The 21,673-nt window shown below is 70.2% G+C and carries 12 protein-coding genes; 8 read left to right on the forward strand and 4 right to left on the reverse strand.

Annotated features, from left to right (window positions below; all coding sequences use genetic code 11):
* Nucleotides 1-24 precede the first annotated feature (24 nt).
* The 3 genes from ABZ420_RS33025 to ABZ420_RS33035 all read left to right on the forward strand — a co-directional run bounded on the left by ABZ420_RS33025 (nt 25) and on the right by ABZ420_RS33035 (nt 11,347).
* Entirely contained in the window at nt 25-8,730 is an 8,706-nt protein-coding gene (locus ABZ420_RS33025) for an amino acid adenylation domain-containing protein (protein WP_357131247.1), read from the forward strand.
* Nucleotides 8,731-8,968: 238 nt separating this feature from the next.
* On the forward strand, nt 8,969-9,958 hold the full coding sequence (locus ABZ420_RS33030; protein ID WP_040870159.1) for an alpha/beta hydrolase family protein: 990 nt from the start codon (nt 8,969-8,971) through the stop codon (nt 9,956-9,958).
* 147 nt (nt 9,959-10,105) lie between these two features.
* Entirely contained in the window at nt 10,106-11,347 is a 1,242-nt protein-coding gene (locus tag ABZ420_RS33035) for an Nramp family divalent metal transporter (protein WP_357131308.1), read from the forward strand.
* Nucleotides 11,348-11,369: 22 nt separating this feature from the next.
* On the opposite strand, the gene ABZ420_RS33040 is transcribed toward ABZ420_RS33035, so the two are convergent.
* Nucleotides 11,370-12,395, reverse strand: a complete 1,026-nt coding sequence (locus ABZ420_RS33040; RefSeq protein WP_357131250.1) for an SDR family oxidoreductase — start codon at nt 12,393-12,395, stop codon at nt 11,370-11,372.
* A 48-nt stretch (nt 12,396-12,443) separates the two neighbouring features.
* Nucleotides 12,444-13,259, reverse strand: a complete 816-nt coding sequence (locus tag ABZ420_RS33045) for an enoyl-CoA hydratase (protein WP_357131253.1) — start codon at nt 13,257-13,259, stop codon at nt 12,444-12,446.
* Nucleotides 13,260-13,386: 127 nt separating this feature from the next.
* Here ABZ420_RS33045 and ABZ420_RS33050 point away from each other — a divergent pair, with 127 nt between their 5' ends.
* On the forward strand, nt 13,387-14,625 hold the full coding sequence (locus ABZ420_RS33050) for a helix-turn-helix domain-containing protein (RefSeq protein WP_357131256.1): 1,239 nt from the start codon (nt 13,387-13,389) through the stop codon (nt 14,623-14,625).
* Between the two features lie 9 nt (nt 14,626-14,634).
* Here ABZ420_RS33050 and ABZ420_RS33055 read toward each other — a convergent pair whose 3' ends face one another.
* Nucleotides 14,635-16,161 carry an aldehyde dehydrogenase family protein gene (locus tag ABZ420_RS33055; RefSeq protein WP_357131311.1) on the reverse strand — a complete coding sequence of 509 codons (1,527 nt, stop codon included), beginning with the start codon at nt 16,159-16,161 and terminating at the stop codon, nt 14,635-14,637.
* A gap of 364 nt (nt 16,162-16,525) precedes the next feature.
* On the opposite strand from ABZ420_RS33055, the gene ABZ420_RS33060 reads away from it, so the two are divergent.
* From ABZ420_RS33060 to ABZ420_RS33070, 3 genes are read left to right on the forward strand one after another with little or no spacing between them, the layout of a single operon-like run.
* Nucleotides 16,526-17,509 carry an ATP-binding cassette domain-containing protein gene (locus ABZ420_RS33060; RefSeq protein ID WP_357131259.1) on the forward strand — a complete coding sequence of 328 codons (984 nt, stop codon included), beginning with the start codon at nt 16,526-16,528 and terminating at the stop codon, nt 17,507-17,509.
* Between the two features lie 38 nt (nt 17,510-17,547).
* Nucleotides 17,548-18,330 carry an ABC transporter permease gene (locus tag ABZ420_RS33065; RefSeq protein WP_357044570.1) on the forward strand — a complete coding sequence of 261 codons (783 nt, stop codon included), beginning with the start codon at nt 17,548-17,550 and terminating at the stop codon, nt 18,328-18,330.
* Nucleotides 18,327-19,205 carry an ABC transporter permease gene (locus tag ABZ420_RS33070; RefSeq protein ID WP_357131262.1) on the forward strand — a complete coding sequence of 293 codons (879 nt, stop codon included), beginning with the start codon at nt 18,327-18,329 and terminating at the stop codon, nt 19,203-19,205. The genes ABZ420_RS33065 and ABZ420_RS33070 overlap by 4 nt, the downstream gene beginning before the upstream one ends.
* On the opposite strand, the gene ABZ420_RS33075 is transcribed toward ABZ420_RS33070, so the two are convergent.
* Nucleotides 19,202-20,428 carry a lycopene cyclase family protein gene (locus tag ABZ420_RS33075; RefSeq protein ID WP_357131265.1) on the reverse strand — a complete coding sequence of 409 codons (1,227 nt, stop codon included), beginning with the start codon at nt 20,426-20,428 and terminating at the stop codon, nt 19,202-19,204. The two genes, ABZ420_RS33070 and ABZ420_RS33075, sit on opposite strands and share 4 nt — an antisense overlap.
* A gap of 228 nt (nt 20,429-20,656) precedes the next feature.
* Here ABZ420_RS33075 and ABZ420_RS33080 point away from each other — a divergent pair, with 228 nt between their 5' ends.
* Nucleotides 20,657-21,661, forward strand: a complete 1,005-nt coding sequence (locus ABZ420_RS33080) for an alpha/beta hydrolase family protein (protein ID WP_357131268.1) — start codon at nt 20,657-20,659, stop codon at nt 21,659-21,661.
* The last annotated feature ends 12 nt before the right edge of the window (nt 21,662-21,673 follow it).

Consider the following 21,673-nt stretch of genomic DNA (forward strand, 5'->3'; position numbering starts at 1 on the left):
CCGTCGACTCCGATCGAGGAGATCGTGGCGTCGGTGTACGCCGAGGTGCTCGGTGTCGAGCGTGTCGGTGCGGATGACGATTTCTTCGCACTGGGCGGTAACTCGCTGCTGGCGACGCAGGTCGCGGCGCGTATCGGTGCGGCGTTGGATGCGCGTGTTCCGGTGCGGGTGATTTTCGAAGCGGCGACCGTGGCCGGACTCGCCACGAAGGTCGAACGGGGCTTCGGTGCGGGCAAGCGCACCCCATTGATCGCCGGACCGCGTCCGGACCGCGTCCCGCTGTCGTTCGCCCAGCAGCGCATGTGGTTCCTCAACCAGTTCGACACCTCGGCCTCGGTCTACAACATCCCGGCCGCGATCCGCTTGTCCGGCGACCTGGACGTGGCCGCGTTGCAGGACGCCGTAGCCGACATCGTCGCGCGTCACGAGATCCTGCGCACGATCTACCCGCAGACGCCGGACGGCCCGGTGCAGCGAATCCTCGCTCCGCACGAGGTGCCGGTGGATCTGGCGCCCGTGCAACTCGATGACGAGCACCTCGCGCTCGAGGCACAGCGGATCGTCGCCGCCGGCTTCGACGTGACCACCGAGGTGCCGTTCCGCACGCGGTTGTTCCAGCTCGCCGGTACGGAGTACGTGCTGGTCTTCGTCGCGCACCACATCAGCGCCGACGGCTGGTCGATGGGCCCGCTGACCAGGGACCTGATGCTGGCATACGTGGCGCGCAGCGGCGGCCGCGAGCCGTCCTGGGCGCCGCTGCCGGTCCAGTACGCCGACTACGCGCTGTGGCAGCGCGAGGCGCTCGGCGCGGACAGCGACCCCGAGTCGCCGGCGGGCGCGCAACTGGCCTACTGGACAACCGAACTCGCCGACCTGCCCGACGAGCTGAACCTGCCCGCGGACCGCCCGCGCCCGCCCGCCCAATCCTTCGCGGGCGGCCGTACCGATTTCGTCGTCGACGCCGACGTGCACGCGGCGCTGGCCGACCTCGCGCGCCAGCACAACGCCACGTTGTTCATGGTGATGCACACCGCGTTCGCGGTGTTCGTGGCTCGAATGTCCGGCACCGATGACATCGCCATCGGCACGCCCGTCGCGGGTCGCGGCGAACCCGAACTCGACGACTTGATCGGCATGTTCGTCAACACCTTGGTGCTGCGCACCCGGGTCGCGCCCGATCTCGGCTTCACCGAGCTGCTGGCCCGCACCAGGGAAACGGATCTGCGCGCCTTCGCAAACGCCGACATCCCGTTCGAGCGGTTGGTCGAGGCGCTCGACCCGGAACGCTCGGCCGGTCGCCACCCGCTGTTCCAGGTGGCTCTGTCGTTCGAGAACCTATCCGCGACCAGCTTCGAACTACCCGGTCTGAGCTTCACGGCGCTCGACCCGGCCGCCGACGCCGCCGAGTTCGACCTGCTGCTGACCATGCGCGAGCAGCGCACCGAGTCGGGCGCGGAAGCCGGTATCGCCGCCGAATTCACTTACGCCCGCGACCTGTTCGACGATCGGACCGTCGTCGAATTCGGCCGCAGGTTCCGTCGCGTCCTGTCCGCGATCGTCCGGCATCCCGGCACCCCGGTCGGCGATCTGGAGATCCTGGACGACGCGGAGCGCGCCGACCTGATCGCCCGTACCGGCGCACCCGCCGTGCCGCCGCGCACTCTGCCGGACCTGATGGCCGCCGCCGTCGCCGCGAACCCGGCCGGTGTCGCCGTGGTCGCCGACGACCGCACCTTCAGCTACGCCGAACTCGACGCGGCTTCCGCGCAATTGGCGCGCGCGCTGATCGACCGCGGCGCGGGGCCGGAAGTACCGGTCGCCATCGCGCTCCGTCGTTCGGTGGAAGCCGTGCTGGCCCTGTGGGCGGTGGCCAAGACCGGGGCGGCGTTCGTCCCGATCGACCCGGCCTATCCGGCCGACCGCATCGCGCACATGGTCGCCGATTCCGGCGTGGCGCTCGGCGTGACGCTCACCGCCGAGCTGGAGAATCTGCCCGTCCTCTCGGACGGCACGTGGGTCGCCCTGGACGATCCCGACTTCACCCACGACGTCGCCGTGCGCTCCGACCAGCCGTTGCGGCCCGCCGAAGTGCGCGGAGCGCTGCGCGCGGGCAACGCCGCGTACGTGATCTACACCTCCGGCTCGACCGGTCTGCCGAAGGGCGTCGTGATCACCCATGCCGGCCTGGCGAATTTCAGCGCGGAGCAGGTGGAGCGCTACCGGCTCGATCCGTCCGCCCGCGCTCTGGCGTTCGCGTCGCCCTCGTTCGACGCGTCGATGCTGGAACTACTGCTCGCGCTCGGCAGCGCGGGCGGGCTCGTGGTAGCGCCGCCGCTGACCTTCGGTGGCGAGGAGCTGGCCGAACTGATCCGCGCCGAGCGCGTCACGCACGCCTTCCTCACCCCCTCTGTGCTCGCCTCGCTCGACCCGGACGCGCTGCCGGGGATGCGGACCGTCGTGGCGGGCGGTGAAGCGGTGCCCGCCGATCTGGCGGCCAGGTGGACCACCGTGCCGGAGCGCGATTTCCACAACGGCTACGGGCCGACCGAGACCACCATCATGACCAACATCAGCGATCCGCTGCGGCCCGGCGAACCGGTCACGATCGGCGGTCCGATCCGCGGCATGCGGTCGCTGGTGCTCGACAGCAGGCTGCGTCCGGTGCCCGAAGGCGTCACGGGCGAGTTGTATCTGGGCGGCATCCAGCTCGCGCGCGGCTACCACGCACGTCCCGCGCTCACCGCCGCCCGGTTCGTGGCCGACCCGTACGGCGCACCCGGTGAGCGCCTCTACCGCACCGGCGACTTGGTGCGCCGGCGTCGCGCCGGGACCGTGCCGGTCGTGGAATACGCGGGCCGCAACGACTTCCAGGTGAAGGTGCGCGGCTTCCGCATCGAACTCGGTGAGATCGATGCCGCGCTGGCGGCGCAGCCCGAGGTCGGCTTCGCGGTGACCCTCGGCCGTGCGACCCCATCCGGCGCGACGATGCTCGTCTCCTACGTGCTGCCGGCCGGGGATGCCACGGTGGACCCGGCTGTACTGACCGAGCGGGTCGGGCGAACGCTGCCGGAGTACATGGTTCCGACGGCGATCGTCGTGCTCGACGCGATCCCGCTGACGCCGGTGGGCAAGCTGGATCGCAAGGCCCTGCCGGAACCCGAGTTGGAGGCGCGTGCCCATCGTGCCCCGCGCACGCCGGCCGAACTCGTGATCGCCGAGGTGATCGGCGAGGTGCTCGGCGTCGACCGGGTCGGCCTGGACGACGACTTCTTCGCCCTCGGCGGCGACAGCATCGTGTCCATTCAGGTGGTCTCCCGGGCCCGCGCACGCGGGGTGAGTTTCTCGCCGCGTGACGTCTTCGAACATCGGACCGTCGCCGCACTGGCCCGCGCCGCCGCCGTCGCGGGCGGCCCCGGCGACGAGGCGGGCGAACTACCGCTCACGCCGCACGCGGCGCGCATGCTGGACGAGGGCATCGAGGTGCGAGCCGTCGCACTCGACGTCCCCGAGACCTGCCCCGTGGAGACGGTGCACGGCGCGGTGACCGCCGTGCTCGACCAGCACCCCATGCTGTGGGTGCAGGTGCGCCACAACGACGAAGGCGCTGCGTCACTGCGCATTCCCCCGGCCGCCGAACGTACCGGCGAGGCGTTCCGCAGGCTGGACCCGCAGCGTGGCGAGACGTCGCTGCCCATCGACGACGTGGTGCAGGCGGTCGCGGCCGCGCTCGATCCCGAGCAGGGCCGCAATATCTACTTCGTGCTCACCGGCGGTCCGGAGGGCCGCTCCACGCTCATCGTCGTTGCCAGCAGCCTCGTGGTGGACGACGTCTCCTGGCGGGCCATCGTCGACCAGCTCACCGCTCGCTGGAACCGGGCACGCCACGCCGCGCCCGCCGGCCCCGAATCCGGTCTCGGCACGCTCGTCCGAACCCTGTCGGCCGCGGCGCGTGATCCGGGCACCGTAGCCGAAATGGATTGGTGGCGACGGGCCCTGGGCACGGTCCCGGAGGGCGCAGGCACCGACGGCCGAGATCTGCGCGTACGCAGCCGGGTGTCGCTGACGATCACCGCGGAGGGCGCGGCGGCCGTCGCCGCGGCCGCCGAGGCGTACCACGCCGGGGTGGACGACATCCTGCTCACCGCACTGGCGCTGGCCCTGCGGACCTCCGCGGGAGAGGCCGTCACCCGCGCCATCGGTTCGGTCGTCCGGTTGCCCGCCGACGGTCGCGCGGCCACCGGGGCCGACGCGGAGAGCACGGTGGGCGGCTTCGTCACCGAATTCCCGCTGCCATTGCGGCTGACCAGGATCGACATCGATGACGCCCTGATCGGCGGCCCGGCGGCCGGCACGGCGATCGCGCAGATCAAGGAACTGCGGCGCTCGGTGCCCTCGCACGGTGTCGGTTACGGCCTGTTGCGCCATCTCAACGCCGAGACCGCCGCCGAACTGCGCGGTCTCGGGCGCGGCCGGTTCGCGCTGCGCTACCGGGATCTGCGCCCGGCGCGGGTGCACACCGACCTCCCGTCCGACGATCTGCTGCTCGTGCTCACGGTCGACGCCACGGACGACGGCTTGCTCGCCCGGTTCGACTTCGCCGCCGCGGCATTCCGCGGCGAGGACGCGAAAACCTTCGCCGAGCACTGGATTCGCGCACTCGGCGGCCTGGCCGAGCACGGCCTGCGCCCGGACGCGGGCGGCTTCACGCCGTCGGACTTCCCGCTGGTGCGGCTCAAGCAGCCCGATATCGATCGCTTCGCGCGCGCCTACCCGGACCTGTCCGACGCCTGGCCGCTCACGCCCCTGCAATCGGGCATGCTGTTCCACGCCCTGCTCGCGGAGCACTCGGTGGACGTCTACACCACTCAGTTCGTGCTCGATCTCGGCGGCGCGGTGGACGCCCACCGGATGCGGGCGGCCGCGCAGGCGGTGCTGGACCGGCACGACAACCTGCGGGTCGCCTTCGCCGACGACAGCGAGGGCAAGCCCGTGCAGATCGTGCACGATGCGCTGGAGGTGCCGTGGCGGGTGATCGACCTGTGCCACCTGGAACCGGCCGCGGCCGCCGCCGAGCTGGAGCGGATCGAGGCGGCCGATCTGGCCGACCACTTCGACATGCGGACCGCGCCGCTGCTGCGTTTCGCGCTGATCCGTTCCGCCGCCGCCCGCTACCACCTGCTGGTGACCAGTCACCACATTCTCATCGACGGCTGGTCCATGCCGCTGCTGATGAAGGATCTGCTCACGCTGTACGCGTTCGGCGGTAACTCGCGGCATCTGCCCGCGGTGCCGCCCTACCGCGACTACCTGGCATGGTTGGTCGCGCAGGACACCGAAGCGGCCCGTGCCGCGTGGCGCGGCGCGCTGGCCGGTATCACCGAGCCGACGCCGTTGGCGCCGGTCGACCCGGGCCGCGAGATCTCCGCGGGCGTCGGCGAAGTCGGGTTCGAGCTGTCGCAGGCCGACACCACCGCGCTGACCCGGCTCGCCTCGGGGCTCGGCGTCACGGTGAACACCGTGGTGCAGGCGGCCTGGGGTCTGCTGATCGGACGCACCGTCGACCGCGACGACGTCGTCTTCGGCGCCACCGTGTCGGGCAGGCCGCCCGAACTCGACGGCGTCGAGGCGATGGTCGGTCTGTTCCTCAACGCGATCCCGGTGCGGGTGCGCCTGGACGCGACCAGCACGCTGAGCGGGGTGCTGCGCCGGTTGCAAGCCGAGCAGGCCGCGCTGCTGGACTACCACTACCTGGGCCTGAGCGACATCCAGGAAGCCGTCGGCGTGGAGGGGTTGTTCGACTCGCTGGTCGTGTTCGAGTCGTTCCCGGTGGACCGGGAGGGGCTGGACCAGGCCGGCGCCATCGACGGCATGAACGTCACCGGTGTCGGCGCGGTCAACGGCACCCACTATCCGTTCACAGTGATGGTGGTGCTGGACAGCCGGTTGCGCGTCTCGGTGAAGTACCTGCGCGACGTGACCGGCGAACCGGCGGCGCGTGCTCTCGCGCAGCGGCTCGCGGCGCTGATCGACCGTTTCGTGACCACCCCGCAGGCGCGCGTCGGCGAGGTCGACGCGCTGCTGGACGACGAGCGCGCCGAACTGGTCGCGCGCAACGCCACCGGTGTGCCGGAGTTCCTCGACGACGCGACATTGCTGACGCTGTTCGACGCACAGGTGGCGCGCACGCCGGACGCGCCGGCGTTGCGCTTCGGCGAGACCGTGCTCAGTTACGCCGAACTCGACTCGCGCGTCCGGTCCCTGGCCGTGGAGCTGATGCGCTGGGGAGTCGGCCCGGAGACGCTGGTCGCCGTGGCCATGCGGCGCGGCATCGATCTGGTCGTCGCGATCTACGCGGTGTTGCGGGCCGGCGGCGGCTACGTCCCGATCGATCCGGACCACCCGGCCGAGCGCAGCGACTACGTCCTCGGCAGCGCCGCTCCGATCTGTGTGCTGACCACCACCGCCGACGCGTTCGACACCGCGACCGATGTGCCGGTGGTCGCGGTGGACACGCTGTATCTGGCTCCGTACGAAGGCCCGTGGCCGCGGGAGCACGGGTATCCGGACACCGTCGCCTATGTCGTCTACACCTCCGGCTCGACCGGTCGGCCGAAGGGCGTGATGATCACGCACCGGCAGATGATCAACCAATTCCGCTGGGCGCAGGCGGCCTATCCACACGACGGCGGCGACGTGGTGCTGCACAAGACGCCCATCACCTTCGACATCTCCGCCTGGGAGTTGTTCTGGCCGTTGCAGACCGGCGCGTCGATCGTGATCGCCGCGCCCGACGGCCATCGCGACCCCGCATACCTGGCCCGCCTCATCATCGACAACGCCGTCACGACGGTGCATTTCGTGCCGTCGATGCTGGACGCTTTCCTGGACCCGGCCGCGAATCCGGCCGTGGAGTACCCGTCGCTGCGTCGGGTGTTCGCCGCGGGCGAGGCGTTGTCCGGGGAGACCGCTGCGGCTTTCGCCGCGGCCGTGCCCGGCGCCGCGCTGGTCAACTGGTACGGCCCGGCCGAGGCCACCGTGGTCACCGGCCATCCCGTGCGCGACGGCGCCGCGGCGGTTCCGATCGGCGTTCCGGTGGCCAACACTCGCGTGCACGTACTCGACCGGCACTTGCGGCCGGTGCCGCCGGGCGCGGCGGGCGAGTTGTACGTCGCGGGTGTGCAGTTGGCGCGCGGCTATCTCGGCGCCCCGGCCCTCACCGCCGAGCGTTTCGTCGCCCATACGGGCGGCGACAGGCTCTATCGCACCGGCGACATCGTGCGCTGGCGCGACGGCGCGCTGGAATATCTGGGCCGCGGCGACTTCCAGGTCAAGCTGCGCGGCCAGCGCGTGGAACTCGGTGAGATCGAGGCGGTGCTGACCGGTCATCCCCAGGTGCGGCAGGCCGCGGTCTCGGTGGTGCGTGGCGCGACCGGTGACCGGCTGGTCGCCCATGTGGTCGCCGCGCCGGGGGAGACCGTCGACGAGGCCGCGGTGCTGACACACGCCCGCGCCGCCCTGCCGTCGTACATGGTGCCCTCGGCTGTCGTCGCGCTCGCCGGGCTTCCGCTCAACGCCAGCGGCAAACTCGACCGCAAGGCGCTGCCCGAGCCGCGGCTGGTGACCCGTCCGTACCGGGCGCCCGGCACGCCGCTGGAGCGGACCGTGCTCGAGGTGTTCGACGAGGTGCTCGCGTCGGGCGCCGGACAGCGGGTCGGCATGGACGACGACTTCTTCGATCTGGGCGGCACCTCGCTGGTCGCCACCCGCGCGGTCAGCAGGCTGCGCGCGCTCACCGGCGCCGAGGTGCGGGTGCAGTGGTTCTTCACCGATCCCACTCCGGCGGCGCTGGCGGCCCGGATCCAGGCCGCGCTGGCCGACGACCACGACTACGACCAGGATTCGAACGCGGCGCTCGGTGTGCTGCTGCCGATCCGGACCATGGTGCCGCACGACGTGGCCGCCGCCCAGCCGCTGTTCTGCCTGCATCCGATGTACGGATTGTCCTGGTGCTACGCGGGTCTCGCCCGCTATGTGCCCGCGAGCACGCCGATCTTCGGTCTCCAGTCGCCCGCGCTGACCGAAGAGGGTTACCTGCCCGAGTCACTGGCCGAGATGGCGCACCGCTATGTGGCCGAGATCCGCGCGGTGCAGCCGCACGGGCCCTACCGGCTGCTCGGCTGGTCGCTCGGCGGTGTGCTGGCGCACGCGGTGGCGACCCGGTTGCAGTCCGCGGGGGAGGAGATCGGCCTGCTGACCATGCTCGACAGCCATCCCGACATCGACGTCACCGACTTCCGTGCGGCGATCCGGGAGGCGCTGGCCGAATTGGGCATCGGCGCGGACGCCCTGCTGCCCGGCGACGGCGACATCCACGACCTGAGCGAAGAGGCGCTGGCCGCGCTGCACGCCACCATCCCGCCGGACATGGCGGTGCTCACACCGGACCGGGTGCGCCGGATCTACCGCAGCGCGGTGCGCTCGGCCGAGCTGATCGCCGAGCACCGGCCTGCGGTCTTCCGCGGCAGGCTGGACTACTTCAGCGCGGCCGGTCACGAGACCGCGGCGGACGGCTGGCAACCTTATGTCGACGGCCGGGTCGACGATCATCCCGTCGGCGTCCCGCACGATCAGATGACGGCACCGGAAGCGCTTGCGCAGATCGGTCCCCGATTGTCCGAATTGCTGGATCCCCCGCGGTGGGAAGCGACACGGAACGTGGGGCGGTCATGATCGAACCGACACCGTTCGGGCATGATGGGGCAACGGTGCGGTAACGAAGTCCCCTGTCGTGACGACTACATAGGCCGTATGGTCGGGCGTGGTGCGTGGGCACCCACCCCGGCGCGTGGGGCATGCAGAGCGAATCTCGAGACGAAGCGAAGGTGCGAAATTGATACGTCGACAGAGCCGGCGCGGTGGCCTGCGGGTCGCGGCCGCGATCGCGGCAACCGCGGTGCTCGCGGGAGTGATGACCGGTCTCGGCGCGTCCAGCGCGACAGCTGATCCGATCATCGATTCCAAGAGCCTGCTGGGCAACCCGGTCGCCCCGGACGGTTCGCGTATCACCAAAGCCGAGTACAAGGACGAGCGCAGCATCCGCTTGTACGTGTACTCGGCGGCGATGGACGAGAAGATCATCATCGACGTCCAGCGCCCGGCCGACGCCTCCGTGCCGCGTCCCACGCTGTACCTGCTCAACGGCGCGGGCGGCGGCGAGGACGAGGCCTCGTGGCAGGCGAAGACCGACGCGCTGCAGTTCCTGTCGGACAAGAACGTCAACGTGATCCAGCCGATCGGCGGCAAGTGGAGCTACTACACCGACTGGATCAAGGACGACCCGGTACTCGGCCGCAACAAGTGGAAGACCTTCTTCACCGAGGAGCTGCCCCCGCTGGTGGACGGCGCGCTGGGCACCAACGGCGTGAACGCCATCGCGGGCCTGTCCACCTCGGGCACCACCGTGCTGGCGCTGCCGATCTCCAAGCCGGGCCTGTACAAGGCCGCCGCGGCCTACAGCGGCTGCGCGCAGACCAGTGACCCGGTGGGCTCGGAGTTCGTCAAGCTGACCGTCGAGACCTGGGGCGGCGGCAACACCGACAACATGTGGGGTCCGGAAGGCTCCCCCGACTGGGTGGCCAACGACCCGTACGTGAACGCCGAGGGGCTGCGCGGGCTCGACCTGTACATCTCCACCGGCAACGGCCTGCCCGGCCAGTACGACACGCTCAACGGCCAGTACGCCCTTCCCGGCGCGTACGGTCTGGCCAACCAGATCGTCATCGGCGGCGTGATCGAGGCGGGCACCAACTACTGCACGCACAACCTGCAGAACCGGCTGAACGAGCTGGGCATCCCGGCCACCTACAACTTCCGTAACTCCGGCACCCACTCCTGGGGCTACTGGCGCGACGAGTTCCTGCTGTCGTGGCCCGTGCTCGCGAAGGGTCTCGGCATCTGATCGCCACCGCGCTGATGCGCGAAGCCGGGACGCCCGGCTGAACACCCCCGACCGCCTGGTCGCCGCGCTGCGGCAACCAGGCGGTCGGTTTTTGTAGGCCGAACGGCAACGAAAAGTTCGGGTACCCGTAAAATTCTTTTCGTGGGAATAACGTTGGTCGAGTCGACCAGGTCCGTCACCGGGCGAGCACGTGCCGTGACGGTCCTGCTGGGGCCCGCGTTCGTCGCGGCCATCGCCTATGTCGATCCCGGCAACGTCGCCTCGAATATCAGTGCCGGCGCGCAATTCGGCTACCTGTTGGTCTGGGTCATCGTCCTGGCCAACGTGATGGCGGGGCTGGTCCAGTTCCTGTCGGCCAAGCTCGGGCTGGTGACCGGCTGGTCGCTGCCGGAGGCGGTGCGCGAGAAGGCGAGCGGCCCGGTCCGGCTGGCGTACTGGGGTCAGGCCGAGACGGTCGCGATGGCCACCGACCTGGCCGAGGTGGTCGGCGGCGCGATCGCGCTGCACCTGCTGTTCGGCTTGCCCATGCTGGTCGGTGGCGTGATCACCGGCGCCGTGTCGATGGGCCTGCTGCTGGTGCAGGACCGGCGCGGCCAGCAGCCGTTCGAGCGGGTGATCACCGGGATGCTCGCGATCATCGCGATCGGCTTCCTGGCGAGCGTGGTGATCTCCCCGCCGTCGGTCACGGGCACGGTCGGCGGTCTGCTGCCGCGCTTCCAGGGCACCGAGAGCGTCCTGCTCGCCGCCGCCATGATCGGTGCGACGGTCATGCCGCACGCGGTCTACCTGCATTCCGGCCTGGCCCGCGACCGGCACGGGCATCCGGCGGCGGGGCCGCTGCGCACCCGGCTGCTACGGGTCACCAAGATCGACGTCGGCCTGGCCATGGTGCTGGCGGGCACGGTGAACCTGGCCATGCTGCTGATGGCGGCGGGCACCCTGCGCGGGCGGGACGTCGAGACCATCGAGGACGCGCACGCCGCCGTCGGCGACGTCCTCGGCCCGGCCGCCGCGCTGCTGATCGCGATCGGCCTGCTCGCCTCCGGCCTGGCCTCCACCTCGGTCGGCGCCTACGCGGGCGCGATGATCATGCAGGGCCTGTTGCGCAAGCGGATCCCGCTGCTGACGCGCAGGCTGATCACGTTGATCCCGGCCGTCGCGGTCCTGGCCACGGGGATCGACCCGACGCGCGCGCTGATCATCTCCCAGGTGGTGCTGTCGTTCGGCATACCCTTCGCGCTGATCCCGCTGGTGCGCTTCACGAGCGACCCCGAGCTGATGGGCGAGGACGTCAACCGCAGGCTGACCACCGGGCTGGCCTGGGCGGTCGCCGCGATCATCTCCGTTCTCAACGCCGCCCTGATCTATCTCACCGTCACCGGGCGGTAGCCCGCACGGTGCGGCGCGCCGATCAGACCCAGTTCTCGATCCAGTACTTCCAGATCCGCGGTGCGTAGGCGTCCAGCGGCGGCACCCGGATGTCGGTGCCCGCCAGCGCCGCGCTGGTGTGCCTGCAGTCGAACCAGCAGGTGAATTCGCTGTGCTCCAGCACGTCCAGCGGCACGCCCACCCGGGGCAGCAGCCAGTTCGCGCCGGGGACGCGCAACATCATGTTCAGCGTGCGCTTGGGCACGACCTCCACCAGGTGCGGCGCGCCCGCCTCGTCGGCGAACAGGTTCAGTGCGTCCACCGCGCTCCGCCTGCGCGGATCCACCAGGTGGTAGGTGGTCTTGTCCGAGCCGGAGCGGTGCGCGATGTGGTCGAGGGCGCGGGCGACGAAATCCACCGGAACCATGTTGGTCTCGCCCAGCTCGGGCACCAGCACCGGCAGCAGCCGGGGCAACTGCGCGGCCATGCGCAGCAGCCGGAAGAAGTAGTACGGGCCGTCGATGCGGTCGATCTCGCCGGTCCTGGAATGCCCGATCACGATCGAGGGCCGGTAGATGCGCCAGCGCAGCGACGAGTCGCGCACGATTCGCTCGGCCTCGAACCGCGCTCGTTGCGCGGGTGTGGCGAGCACTTGGCCGTGATCGAACATGTCCTCGGTGAACAGGCCCTCGCTGGACCCGGCCACCTCCACGGTCGAGACGTGGTGCAGCAGATCGGCCCGCAGCTCCTCGGCGACGTCGACCAGGTGCCTGGTGCCGCCGCCGCGCTCGGTCAGGTCGTAGCCGGCGGCCAGATGGAAGACGTGCTCGATGGCGCCGCGATGCCGCGCCAGCCAGGTCGGGTCGATGCCCAACCCCGGGGCGCCGAGATCGCCGCGCACCGGACGGACGCGGTCGCCGCCCGCCCATTCCTGCGCGCAGCAGGCGAACCGGTCGGCCGAGGCGTCGCCCGGCCGGACCAGTACATGGATGTCACCCTCGCGTTTCAGCAGCTCGGGGATGAGGAACCGACCGATGAACCCAGTTGCCCCGGTAACCAGGTAAGTCATAGCCGATGAACATAGTCGCCTGCCGGGCGGTACGTTCCGGCGGGCCGATCAGTCGGCGAAGACGGGCTTGCGCTTGGTGAGCATCGCGGTGGCGCCCTCCATGAAATCGGGGGAGCGCAGCAGCTCGGTCTGGCCCGCCTTCTCCGCGGCCAGGGCCGTGTCCAGCGCGGCCAGCGTGGCCTGGTTCAGCGCCTGCTTGGTGAGCTCCAGCGCGCGGCGCGGACCGGTCGCGATCTTCTCGACCCCGGCCTCCACCGCGGCATCGAGTTCGGCGTCGGGCACGACCGCGGTGAACAGCCCGGCGGTCGCGGCTTCCCGGGCGGGCAGCCGCTCGCCGAGTAGTGCCATCCGCGCCGCCAGCGGGCGGCCCGCCGCGGCCGCGACCAGCGCGGCCGCGCCGCCGTCGGGCATCAAGCCGATGTTGATGAAGGCCAGCAGCAGATAGGAGTCCTCGCTCGCGTAGACCAGGTCGGCGGCCAGCGCGATGCCGACGCCGACGCCCGCCGCGGCGCCCCGGATGCGCGTGATCACCGGCACCGGCGCGTCCACGATGGCGCGCACCAGCCGGTTCGCCGCGTCCATGACCATGTCCGAGGTGATGCCCCGCCGCGCCTCGTCCGCGCTCGCCGACAGATCGGCGCCGGTGCAGAAATCGCCGCCCTCGCCGGTGAGTACGATCGCCCGCACCGCGCGGTCCTCGGCCGCCGCGCGGAAGGTATCGCCGAGCGCGACCATGGTGTCGTAGTCGATGGCGTTCTTCCGCTTCGGGTTGGTGATCGTGACCCGGAGCACCTTGCCGTCCTGGACCGCCGTGAACTTGGCGGCGGCGGGGGCGGCGGGGACCGCGGAATTGTTGTTGCTCATGTTCGCTCCTACGCTGCAATTCGGCGGACGCCAGGCCGTGAATAGTGGTTAACTTTGCGAATTGTGGTTAACTTAGGTTCCAGTGTCGGGCGCTGTCAACCAGCGCCGCCGGAGAACGGAGAGGTGCATGGTCGCGGATCGCAGCGAGGTCGACCTCGCTCCCGCGCGGCCCGAACCGGGCAGCAGGACGGGCGCCGAGGGCGCGCCGTCGGTACGCCGGCGTCCGAAGGACCGCAAGGTCCAGATCATCCGGGCGGCCGCGCGCGCGTTCAGCGAACGCGGGTACTACCCGGTGGGCGTGGACGAGATCGCCGCGGAGGTCGGCATCTCCGGTCCCGCCCTCTACCGGCACTTCACGAACAAGTACGCGCTGTTGGTCGCCGCCGCCGAGGAGGGCGCGCGGCATCTGCTGACCGTCGCCGAGTCGGCCGACGACATCCGGCTGGACCCGGTGCGCCGCGCGGACGCGCTGATCCGCGCGATCAGCGAGCACACCATCGAGATCCGCCGCGAGGCCGGCCTCTACCGCTGGGAACGGCGCTATCTCGAGCGCGATGACCGGATCCGGATCAGGAAGATCTACGACGACCTGAACAACACCCTCGCGGCGCCGATCGCGCTGCTGCGACCCGAGGCCCCGCCCGCGGACGTGGCGATGCTGGCCGCGGGCGTGCTCAGCGCGATCGCCAGCATCGCCGCGCATCGCACCGCGCTGTCGAGCGCTCGGCTGCTTCCGCTGCTGCGCCAGATGTCCTGGGCCATCCTGCGCACCGAACTGCCTCCCGCCCCGGCCGAACCGGATCCCGGCCCGCCCGTGCGCGGCATCCCGGTCACCTCCAAGCGCGAACAGCTGCTCACCGAGGCCATCCGGATCTTCGGCAGGCAGGGCTACCACGAGGCGAGCATCGAGGAGATCGGCGCCGCCGTCGGCATCAACGCCTCCAGCGTGTACCGGTACTTCGCGAGCAAGGCCGACCTGCTCGCCGCGGCGTTCCATCGCACAGGCGATCGGCTGGCCATCGCGATCACCGAGGCGCTGGCCGAGGCGACGAGCAGGCCCGACGCCGCGCGGCGCGTGGCCGACCGCTACGCCAGATTGAGTTTCGCCATGCCGGAGATCATGGCGGTCTACTACGCCGAGTTCGGCAACCTGCCGCAGTCCGAGCAGCACAAGCTGCGCGCCATTCAGCGGCAGAACGTGCTGGAGTGGGCCAATCTGCTGGACGGCGACTCGGTGGAGGCGCGCTTCCGTGTGCACGCCGCCATCAGTCAGGTGATCGATGTGGGCAGGCTGATCCGATTCGATTCCCGCCCCGCGCAATTGGCCCGGGTCACCGCGCTCATGGACGCGGTGCTGCTCGACTAGCCGTCCGCGTCAGGGACGGCGGCCGTGCCGGATCCGGAAGATCGCCCTGGCCACGCGGAGATGGCGCGGATGCCGATCGAACGTGGACAGGTTCACCGGCGCCTGGTACCGCTTGCGGGTGATGGCCAGGGTCCGGCTGAACTCCCGCAATCCCTGGTCGCCGTGGCTGTGGCCCTGGCCGTATTCGCCCACTCCGCCGAAGGGCAGTGCGGGAATGCCCGCGTAGGCGGTCGAGGAGTTGATGGTCACCACCCCGGCGCGCAGTTGCTCGGCGAACGCCTCGATCTCGTGCACGTCCCTGGTGAACACCGACACCGCGACATCGGTGCCGACCGCGTTGATCCGCTCGGCGGCTTCGTCCATGCTCGCCACCTTGTTCACGATGAGCACAGGGCCGATGCCCTCGCCCGTGATCGCGATGCTCTCCTCCGGCACCTCGGCCAGCACGATCGGCTCGACGTAGGGGTCGCGGATGGAGTCGAGCCCGCCGACCACCGCGCGGCCACCGCGGGCCACCGCGTCGCGCACCTGCCTGCGCACCACGTCGACCTGCGACTCCATGATCATCGGGCCGTAGGACGCCTTCCGGTCCGCGCCCGGCCGCAGCCTGCGGGCCTGCTCCGCGACCAGGTCGAGGAAGCGGTCGTATACCGACTGGGCGACGTAGGCCCGCTGGATGCCGGTGGCGTTCTGCCCGGCGTTTGCCATCGCACCGAATACGGCGGCCTCGGCGGCGTCGTCCAGTTTGGCGTCGACGTGCACGACCATGCTTCCCTTGCCGCTGCGCTCCACCACGACCGGCGTCATGGTCTGCGCGCACACCGAGATCACCTCGCGCGCGTCCGCCTCGGAACCGGCGTAGGCGATCTTGTCGAGCTTCGCCCGGCACAGCGCCGTACCAGTGGCCTTGTCTCCCGTGACCACTTGCAGCACCGGTTGGTTCGGCGCGAGCCGGGACCAGCTGTCGGCCAGCCACACGCCGACGCCGGTGGTCAGTTCGTGCGGCTTGAACACCACGGCGTTGCCCGCCGCCATCGCGTAGGCGATCGAGCCCATCGGGGTGAACACGGGGTTGTTCCACGGGCCGAGCACGCCGACCACGCCGAGCGGCAGATAGCCTACCGAGGCCCGCTGGTTGCGGGTGAGCCAGCTGGAACCGATGCGCCGCCGGTCCAGCGCGCGACCGGCGTTGCGCGCGGCCCAGTCCAGGTTCTCCACCGCGAGCATCACCTCGATCGCGGCGTCGGCCTCCGGCTTCCCGGTTTCCTCGCACAGTAGGGAGACCAATTCGCTGGAGCGCCGGGCGATTTCGCGTTTCCAGTCCAGCAGCCACCGCTTCCGGTTGCTGAAACCCAGCTCCGTCCACCATTTTTCGGCCGAGCGAGCCGCGCGCACCGCGCGATTCAGCTCGGCGGCACCCATTACGGCGTAGTTGCCCACGACCTCGCCGGTGCGCGGATCATAGGACGTCAGCACGTTCGTTCGGCCCGTTCCTCCCGGACGCGCCGCCAATCGTGGCTGCGCGGACTCGGCCATGATCACCTCTCGCAGTGTCGAAACCGGCGTCCGGACCACTGAACGGGCCCACAGCCGCGGACGAGTGAGTGTTTTCCCCCGCAAAGCAGACTATGGTCTGGCGCGGCGGGCCGACAAGGCTCGGCCGTCGGCTCGCGGCCGCACCGGATCGCGCTCACCAGCGTGGATCCCTTGCGCGGCCGACGGGCAGCGAGAAATGTGAGTAAGGACACATTGGGCGCACGCTGCTGCGGGTACCACGCGCGACGCGAAGCCCCGCGCGATCGGGCCGGTAACATCACGCCGAGCGCGACGGATCACCAATCCGAGCGTGCGCCTGCGCTCGGGCGACCTGGTCGCCGCACCGGCCGATAGTGGAGAGTTGATGCCGAGTTCCAACCAAGCAGATTCGCATGCGGGTGACCCAGCGGTCCGGGCAACGGACGTCCGCAAGTCGTTCGGCGATGTGCATGCACTGCAAGGCGTCAGCTTCGTCGCCGAACGCGCCTCCGTCCTCGGCATCCTCGGGCCCAACGGCGCGGGCAAGACGACCATGGTGAAGGTGCTCTCCACGCTGCTGCGCCCCGACTCCGGCACCGCCGTCGTCGCCGGGTACGACGTGCTGAAGGACCCGGCCGGCGTGCGCCGCTCGATCATGATGACCGGTCAGTACGCGGCGCTGGACGAGAACCTCTCCGGGCGGGAGAACCTCGAGCTGTTCGGCAGGCTGATGGGCTTGGGCAAGGCCGCGGCGCGCAAGCGTGCCGACACCTTGCTGGAGGAATTCGACTTGGTGAGCGCGGGCCGCCGCGCCGTGCGCCACTACTCGGGCGGCATGCGCCGCCGCGTCGACATCGCGTGCGGACTGGTGGTGCGCCCCGAGGTGGTGTTCCTGGACGAGCCGACCACCGGCCTCGACCCGCGCAGCAGGCAGGGCGTCTGGGACCTGGTGACCGCGCTGAAGACGCAGGGCATCACGGTGCTGCTGACCACGCAGTACCTGGAGGAGGCCGACGTCCTCAGCGACAACATCATCGTGATCGACAAGGGCACGGTCATCGCCGAGGGCACCGCCGACGAACTCAAGGAGAAGACCGGCGGCAGTTACTGCGAGGTCGTTCCGCTGGATCCGAAGAAGCTGCGCACCGCCGCGTACGCGCTGGGCGATCTGGTGCCGTCCGCGGTGCTGGCCGACCTGAACGGCGGCGACCGCCTGTCCATCCCGGCGCCGGAGGGCGCCGCCACGCTGACCGAGGCGCTGCGCAGGCTCGACAGCGCCGGCGTCGACCTGGCCGACATCGCGCTGCGCCGCCCCTCGCTCGACGACGTGTTCCTGTCCATCACCGGTCATTCGGGCGGCCACGCGTGACCGCTGCGACAGCCCCGGAGCACGTCCAGGCCGATGTGATGTTGTTCGCCGAACTCCCCGCGGCGCGGCTGTCGTCGTTCGCCCAGTGGCGCGCGCTGACCGGCCGTATCGTCCGCACCATGGCGACCAAGGGCGAGCTGATCGTCGCGATGGTCACGCCGCTGATCTTCACCCTCGGTTTCTACCTGCCGCTGCGCTACGTGATGAAGATCCAGGGCGTCGACTATGCCCAGTACGTGATGCCGATCATCGTGTTGCAGACCATGGCCTTCACCATGATGTCCAACGCGCAACTGGCCGCCTTCGAGGCGATGACCGGCTTGAGCACCCGCCTGCAGACCATGCCGATCGGGATCCTGGTGCCCTTCACCTCACGCATCTGCGCCGGTTTGGTCCGGTCGGTCACCTCGCTCACCGCGGCGGTGCTGTTCGGGCACCTGATCGGCTTCCGCTTCGTCGCGGGCGTCGGCCAGGCCGTGCTGTTCTGCGCGTTCTCCCTCGCGGTCGGCACGGTGCTCGCGATCGGCGCCGACGGGCTCGGCAGTCTGACCAAGAGTCCGGAATCGCTGAGCCAGGCGCTGACCCTGCCGACGCTGATCTTCGGCATGCTCTCCTGCGGGTTCGTGCCGGAACGCAACTTCCCGGAGTGGATTCGCCCGTTCGTGCGCAATCAGCCGATCTCCCAGTTCTCCTTCGCCTTGCGCGATATGGCGGCCGACGGGGTGACCTGGCAGGTGCTGTGGGTTCCGCTGGTGTGGGTGATCGGGCTGGCGGCGGCGTTCGTCCCGCTGGCGATCTGGGCGAGTGTGAGGCGGTCATGAGTTCGGTGGAATCGACCGTGGAGCGCACCGCCGACCGGGCCGAGGAGCCCGAGTCCCGCGCGACCGAACCGCTGCCCGTCGTCCGGGCGCGGCCGGAAGGGTCGCTGGTCACCTGGGTGGCGCAGAGCCTGATCCAGTGCAAGCGACTGCTGCTGGTCTGGGCGCGTGATCCGGCGACGACCATCCAGACGCTGGTGTATCCCGCGCTGACCCTGGTGATGTTCTACATCGTGTTGAACAAGCCCGTCTCCGGAGCCACCGGCATGCCCGCCGTGTACGGCACGGTCCCGCTGTTGACCTTGGTCGCGGCGATGTCCGGTGCGGTGGTCAGCGCCCTCGGCTTCAAGACCGAGAAGATGACCGGGCTGCTCGGCCGATTCTGGACGATGCCGGTGCATCGTGCGGCCGGATTCACCGGACGCCTGCTCGCCGAGGCCATCCGCGTCCTGGTGACCACGGGGTTCGTCGTGGCGGTCGGCCTGCTGCTCGGTTTCCGGTTCGGTCAGGGACCGGTCGCGGCGCTGGCGCTGATCGGCATCCCGGTGCTGTTCGGAGTCGCGTTCGCCGTCCTGGTCACCGCGCTGGCCACCGTGTCCGAGGGCGTGATGCTGGTGAACATCATCGGCATGATCAGCACGCTGCTGATGTTCTTCAACTCGGGGTTCGTCCCGGTCTTCGCCTACCCGGTCTGGTTGCAGGACGTGGTGGCGAATCAGCCGATGAGTTGCGCGATCGACGCGATGCGCGGGTTGTCCTACGGCGGGGCGGTGGCCGAGCCGCTGCTCGAGACGCTCGCCTGGACGATCGGGATGATCGTCGTCTTCGCCTACCCCGCGGTCAGGGGATACCGGCGGGCCGCGGAGACGGGGCCCTAGCCACCTGTGTGCCGCCCGTCGGCCCGGTCACCGGGCCGGCGCTCGGCCTCTTCGCGCGGTTCGGCGAAGTCGTAGTCCAGCCAGCGGTCCCGATTCCGCCAGCCGACCAGGTCGTAGCGCCAACGGAACGGCCAGGTGTGCGCGACCGTGCCGAACAGCACCGCGCCCAGGGCGGCGTAGTCGTCGTGCGCGGTCAGCAGGGCGCGCTGACCGCGCGGGGAGGCGCTGAAGAACGCGTCGAACATGGCGATGGACTGTTCGGTGGTGAGGCGGCCGAGGCCGTAGAGGCCGCGCGTCCGCATCCAATACACCAATCGCGCGCGCGGCGGCCAGAGCGCGGCGATCGGGTCGCGGCCCTGGCACAGCGCGGTGATCGCGGTGTCGACCAGCGCCAGTGAGTCGGCGACGCTGTAGCCCGTGCACGGGTGCATCATGCCGCCGCGTGAACCGAACGGGATCGCGCGCGCCACGCCGCGCCGTGGCGGCGGCTGGTCGAGGGGATAGTGCGCCGCCTCGCTGGGTTCGGCGCCGGTGAGCCGGATGCCGTGCGCGGCGAGCCGGTGCAGCGTGCGTTTGCGCAGTTCGTGCTGCGGCATGCCGCCCCGCAGGCCGAGGCTGGTCTCCTCGAAGATCACCGTTCCGTCGCCGAGCGGCACCGAGTAGAGGAACGACGGCGGCTCCTGCGGCCCCGCGCCGTTCTCCGGCCGCCAGTCCAGCAGCAAGCCCTCGCCCTCGCCGATCATCGGCGCGGCCGTCTCGGCGTCGACGAAGATGCCGTGCGCGCTCGCGGCCCGGCGGCGGCCGAGCGTGGGCAGCCCACGGGTGTCGAACACCGCGCTCGCCCGGTGCACCGTGCCGTCGGCGAGCTCGACCTCGCGCGCGTCCACCCGGGTGGCGCGGCCCGCGACGACCTTCGCGTCGTCGAGCGGCAGCGCCGCGTGCAGGCCCGGCTTGGACAGCACGCAGTAGGGCCGGTCGATGCGATGCTCGGTCTTCGTCCAGACCGTGGGCGCGGGGATGGTGGTCGCGATGACCGTGGACGGCAGCCACCCCGCCAGCTCGTCGACCCAACAGGAGAACGTGGGCGGCCACAGCCGCTCGGGGCGGGGGTCGATCGCGGTCACCGACAATCCGGCGCGCATGGCGCGGTGCGCGAGCGCTCGCCCGGTGGGGCCGAGCCCGACCACGCACACATCGACTTCCCGGCCCGCGCTGCCACCCATACCGGCATTCAATCCGCTCGGCCGATGCGAGCGCAACTATTCGCGGCGTGCGAGACCGAGGAATTCGGGTCTCGCATTTTCCGGATAGAGCCGAGCCGGTGGGAATCACGTTTTCGCGCATGCCCCCAGAATCGGTGGCCCAGCAACTTCAGTCGTGAATCGGCTCGACGCGCACCATAGCCTGGGCTCGGAACGCGACGCGTTCCGGGATTCGGGATAAGGGGAATCATGAGAGGAAGCCACCTCCGCCGGCTGGCGTTGTCGGCGGCCGTCGTCGGCGCCGTCGCATCGGCAATGGGTTCGGTGTCGGCGCAAGCGACGCCCGCGGAGTCTTCCATCGTTTCCGTGCAGGAGCACGATGCGCGGAACCTGACATTGACGGTGCATTCCGCCGCCATGGATCTCGATATCCCGGTGGAAGTGCAGCGCGCCGCGGACACGAGCGTTCCCCGGCCCGTGTTGTATCTGCTGCTCGGTGCGGCCGGTGGCGTCGACGGCTCCACCTGGGCCACGAAGACCGATGCGATGCAATTCCTCGCGGACAAGAACGTGCACGCGGTCACGCCGATCGGCGGCATGTTCAGTTATTACGCGGACTGGCAGAAGGACGACGCCAGGCTGGGACGCCAGAAGTGGAGAACCTTCCTGAGCAGCGAACTGCCTCCGCTGATCGACTCGTACCTCGGGACCAGCGGGCGCAATGCCCTCGCGGGGTTCTCGATGTCGGGGACCACGACCCTCGCGCTCGCCGCGACCACGGGTGATCTGTTCTCCAGCGTGGCCGCCTACAGCGGTTGCGCGCAGACCAGCGATCCGGTCGGCCGCGAGTTCGTCCGGCTGACGGTCGAGGAATGGGGTCTCGCGGAAATGGACAACATGTGGGGGCCCGCGGGCGACCAGCAATGGGTGGCCAACGATCCATACGTGCAGGCCGAGGGACTGCGCGGAAAATCCATCTACATCGCCAGTGGGAATGGCATGCCCGGTGTCTACGACCAGTACGGCGGAAAATACTCGCTGAACGGTCCGTGGGGTTTCGCCAATCAACTGGTGGTCGGCGGCGTCATCGAGGCGGCCACCAATTACTGCTCGCACAACATGAAAGACCGGCTGGACAGCCTCGGCATTCCGGCGCGATACAACTTCCGCCCGGAAGGCACTCATTCCTGGGGTTATTGGGAGGACGCGCTGAAGGACTCGTGGCCGACTCTCGCCGGTCCATTGGGAATCTGATTCGTCGGGAAA

Source organism: Nocardia sp. NPDC005745, from assembly GCF_040630775.1.
Taxonomy (GTDB): domain Bacteria; phylum Actinomycetota; class Actinomycetes; order Mycobacteriales; family Mycobacteriaceae; genus Nocardia.

Excerpts from the sequence above, each read along its gene's own strand:
- ABZ420_RS33030 (WP_040870159.1), top strand. The coding sequence starts at position 8,969 with ATGACCGGTCTCGGCGCGTCCAGCGCGACAGCTGATCCGATCATCGAT.
- ABZ420_RS33040 (WP_357131250.1), bottom strand. The coding sequence starts at position 12,395 with ATGACTTACCTGGTTACCGGGGCAACTGGGTTCATCGGTCGGTTCCTC.
- ABZ420_RS33045 (WP_357131253.1), bottom strand. The coding sequence starts at position 13,259 with ATGAGCAACAACAATTCCGCGGTCCCCGCCGCCCCCGCCGCCGCCAAG.
- ABZ420_RS33050 (WP_357131256.1), top strand. The coding sequence starts at position 13,387 with ATGGTCGCGGATCGCAGCGAGGTCGACCTCGCTCCCGCGCGGCCCGAA.
- ABZ420_RS33055 (WP_357131311.1), bottom strand. The coding sequence starts at position 16,161 with ATGGCCGAGTCCGCGCAGCCACGATTGGCGGCGCGTCCGGGAGGAACG.
- ABZ420_RS33060 (WP_357131259.1), top strand. The coding sequence starts at position 16,526 with ATGCCGAGTTCCAACCAAGCAGATTCGCATGCGGGTGACCCAGCGGTC.
- ABZ420_RS33065 (WP_357044570.1), top strand. The coding sequence starts at position 17,548 with ATGTTGTTCGCCGAACTCCCCGCGGCGCGGCTGTCGTCGTTCGCCCAG.
- ABZ420_RS33070 (WP_357131262.1), top strand. The coding sequence starts at position 18,327 with ATGAGTTCGGTGGAATCGACCGTGGAGCGCACCGCCGACCGGGCCGAG.
- ABZ420_RS33075 (WP_357131265.1), bottom strand. The coding sequence starts at position 20,428 with ATGGGTGGCAGCGCGGGCCGGGAAGTCGATGTGTGCGTGGTCGGGCTC.
- ABZ420_RS33080 (WP_357131268.1), top strand. The coding sequence starts at position 20,657 with ATGAGAGGAAGCCACCTCCGCCGGCTGGCGTTGTCGGCGGCCGTCGTC.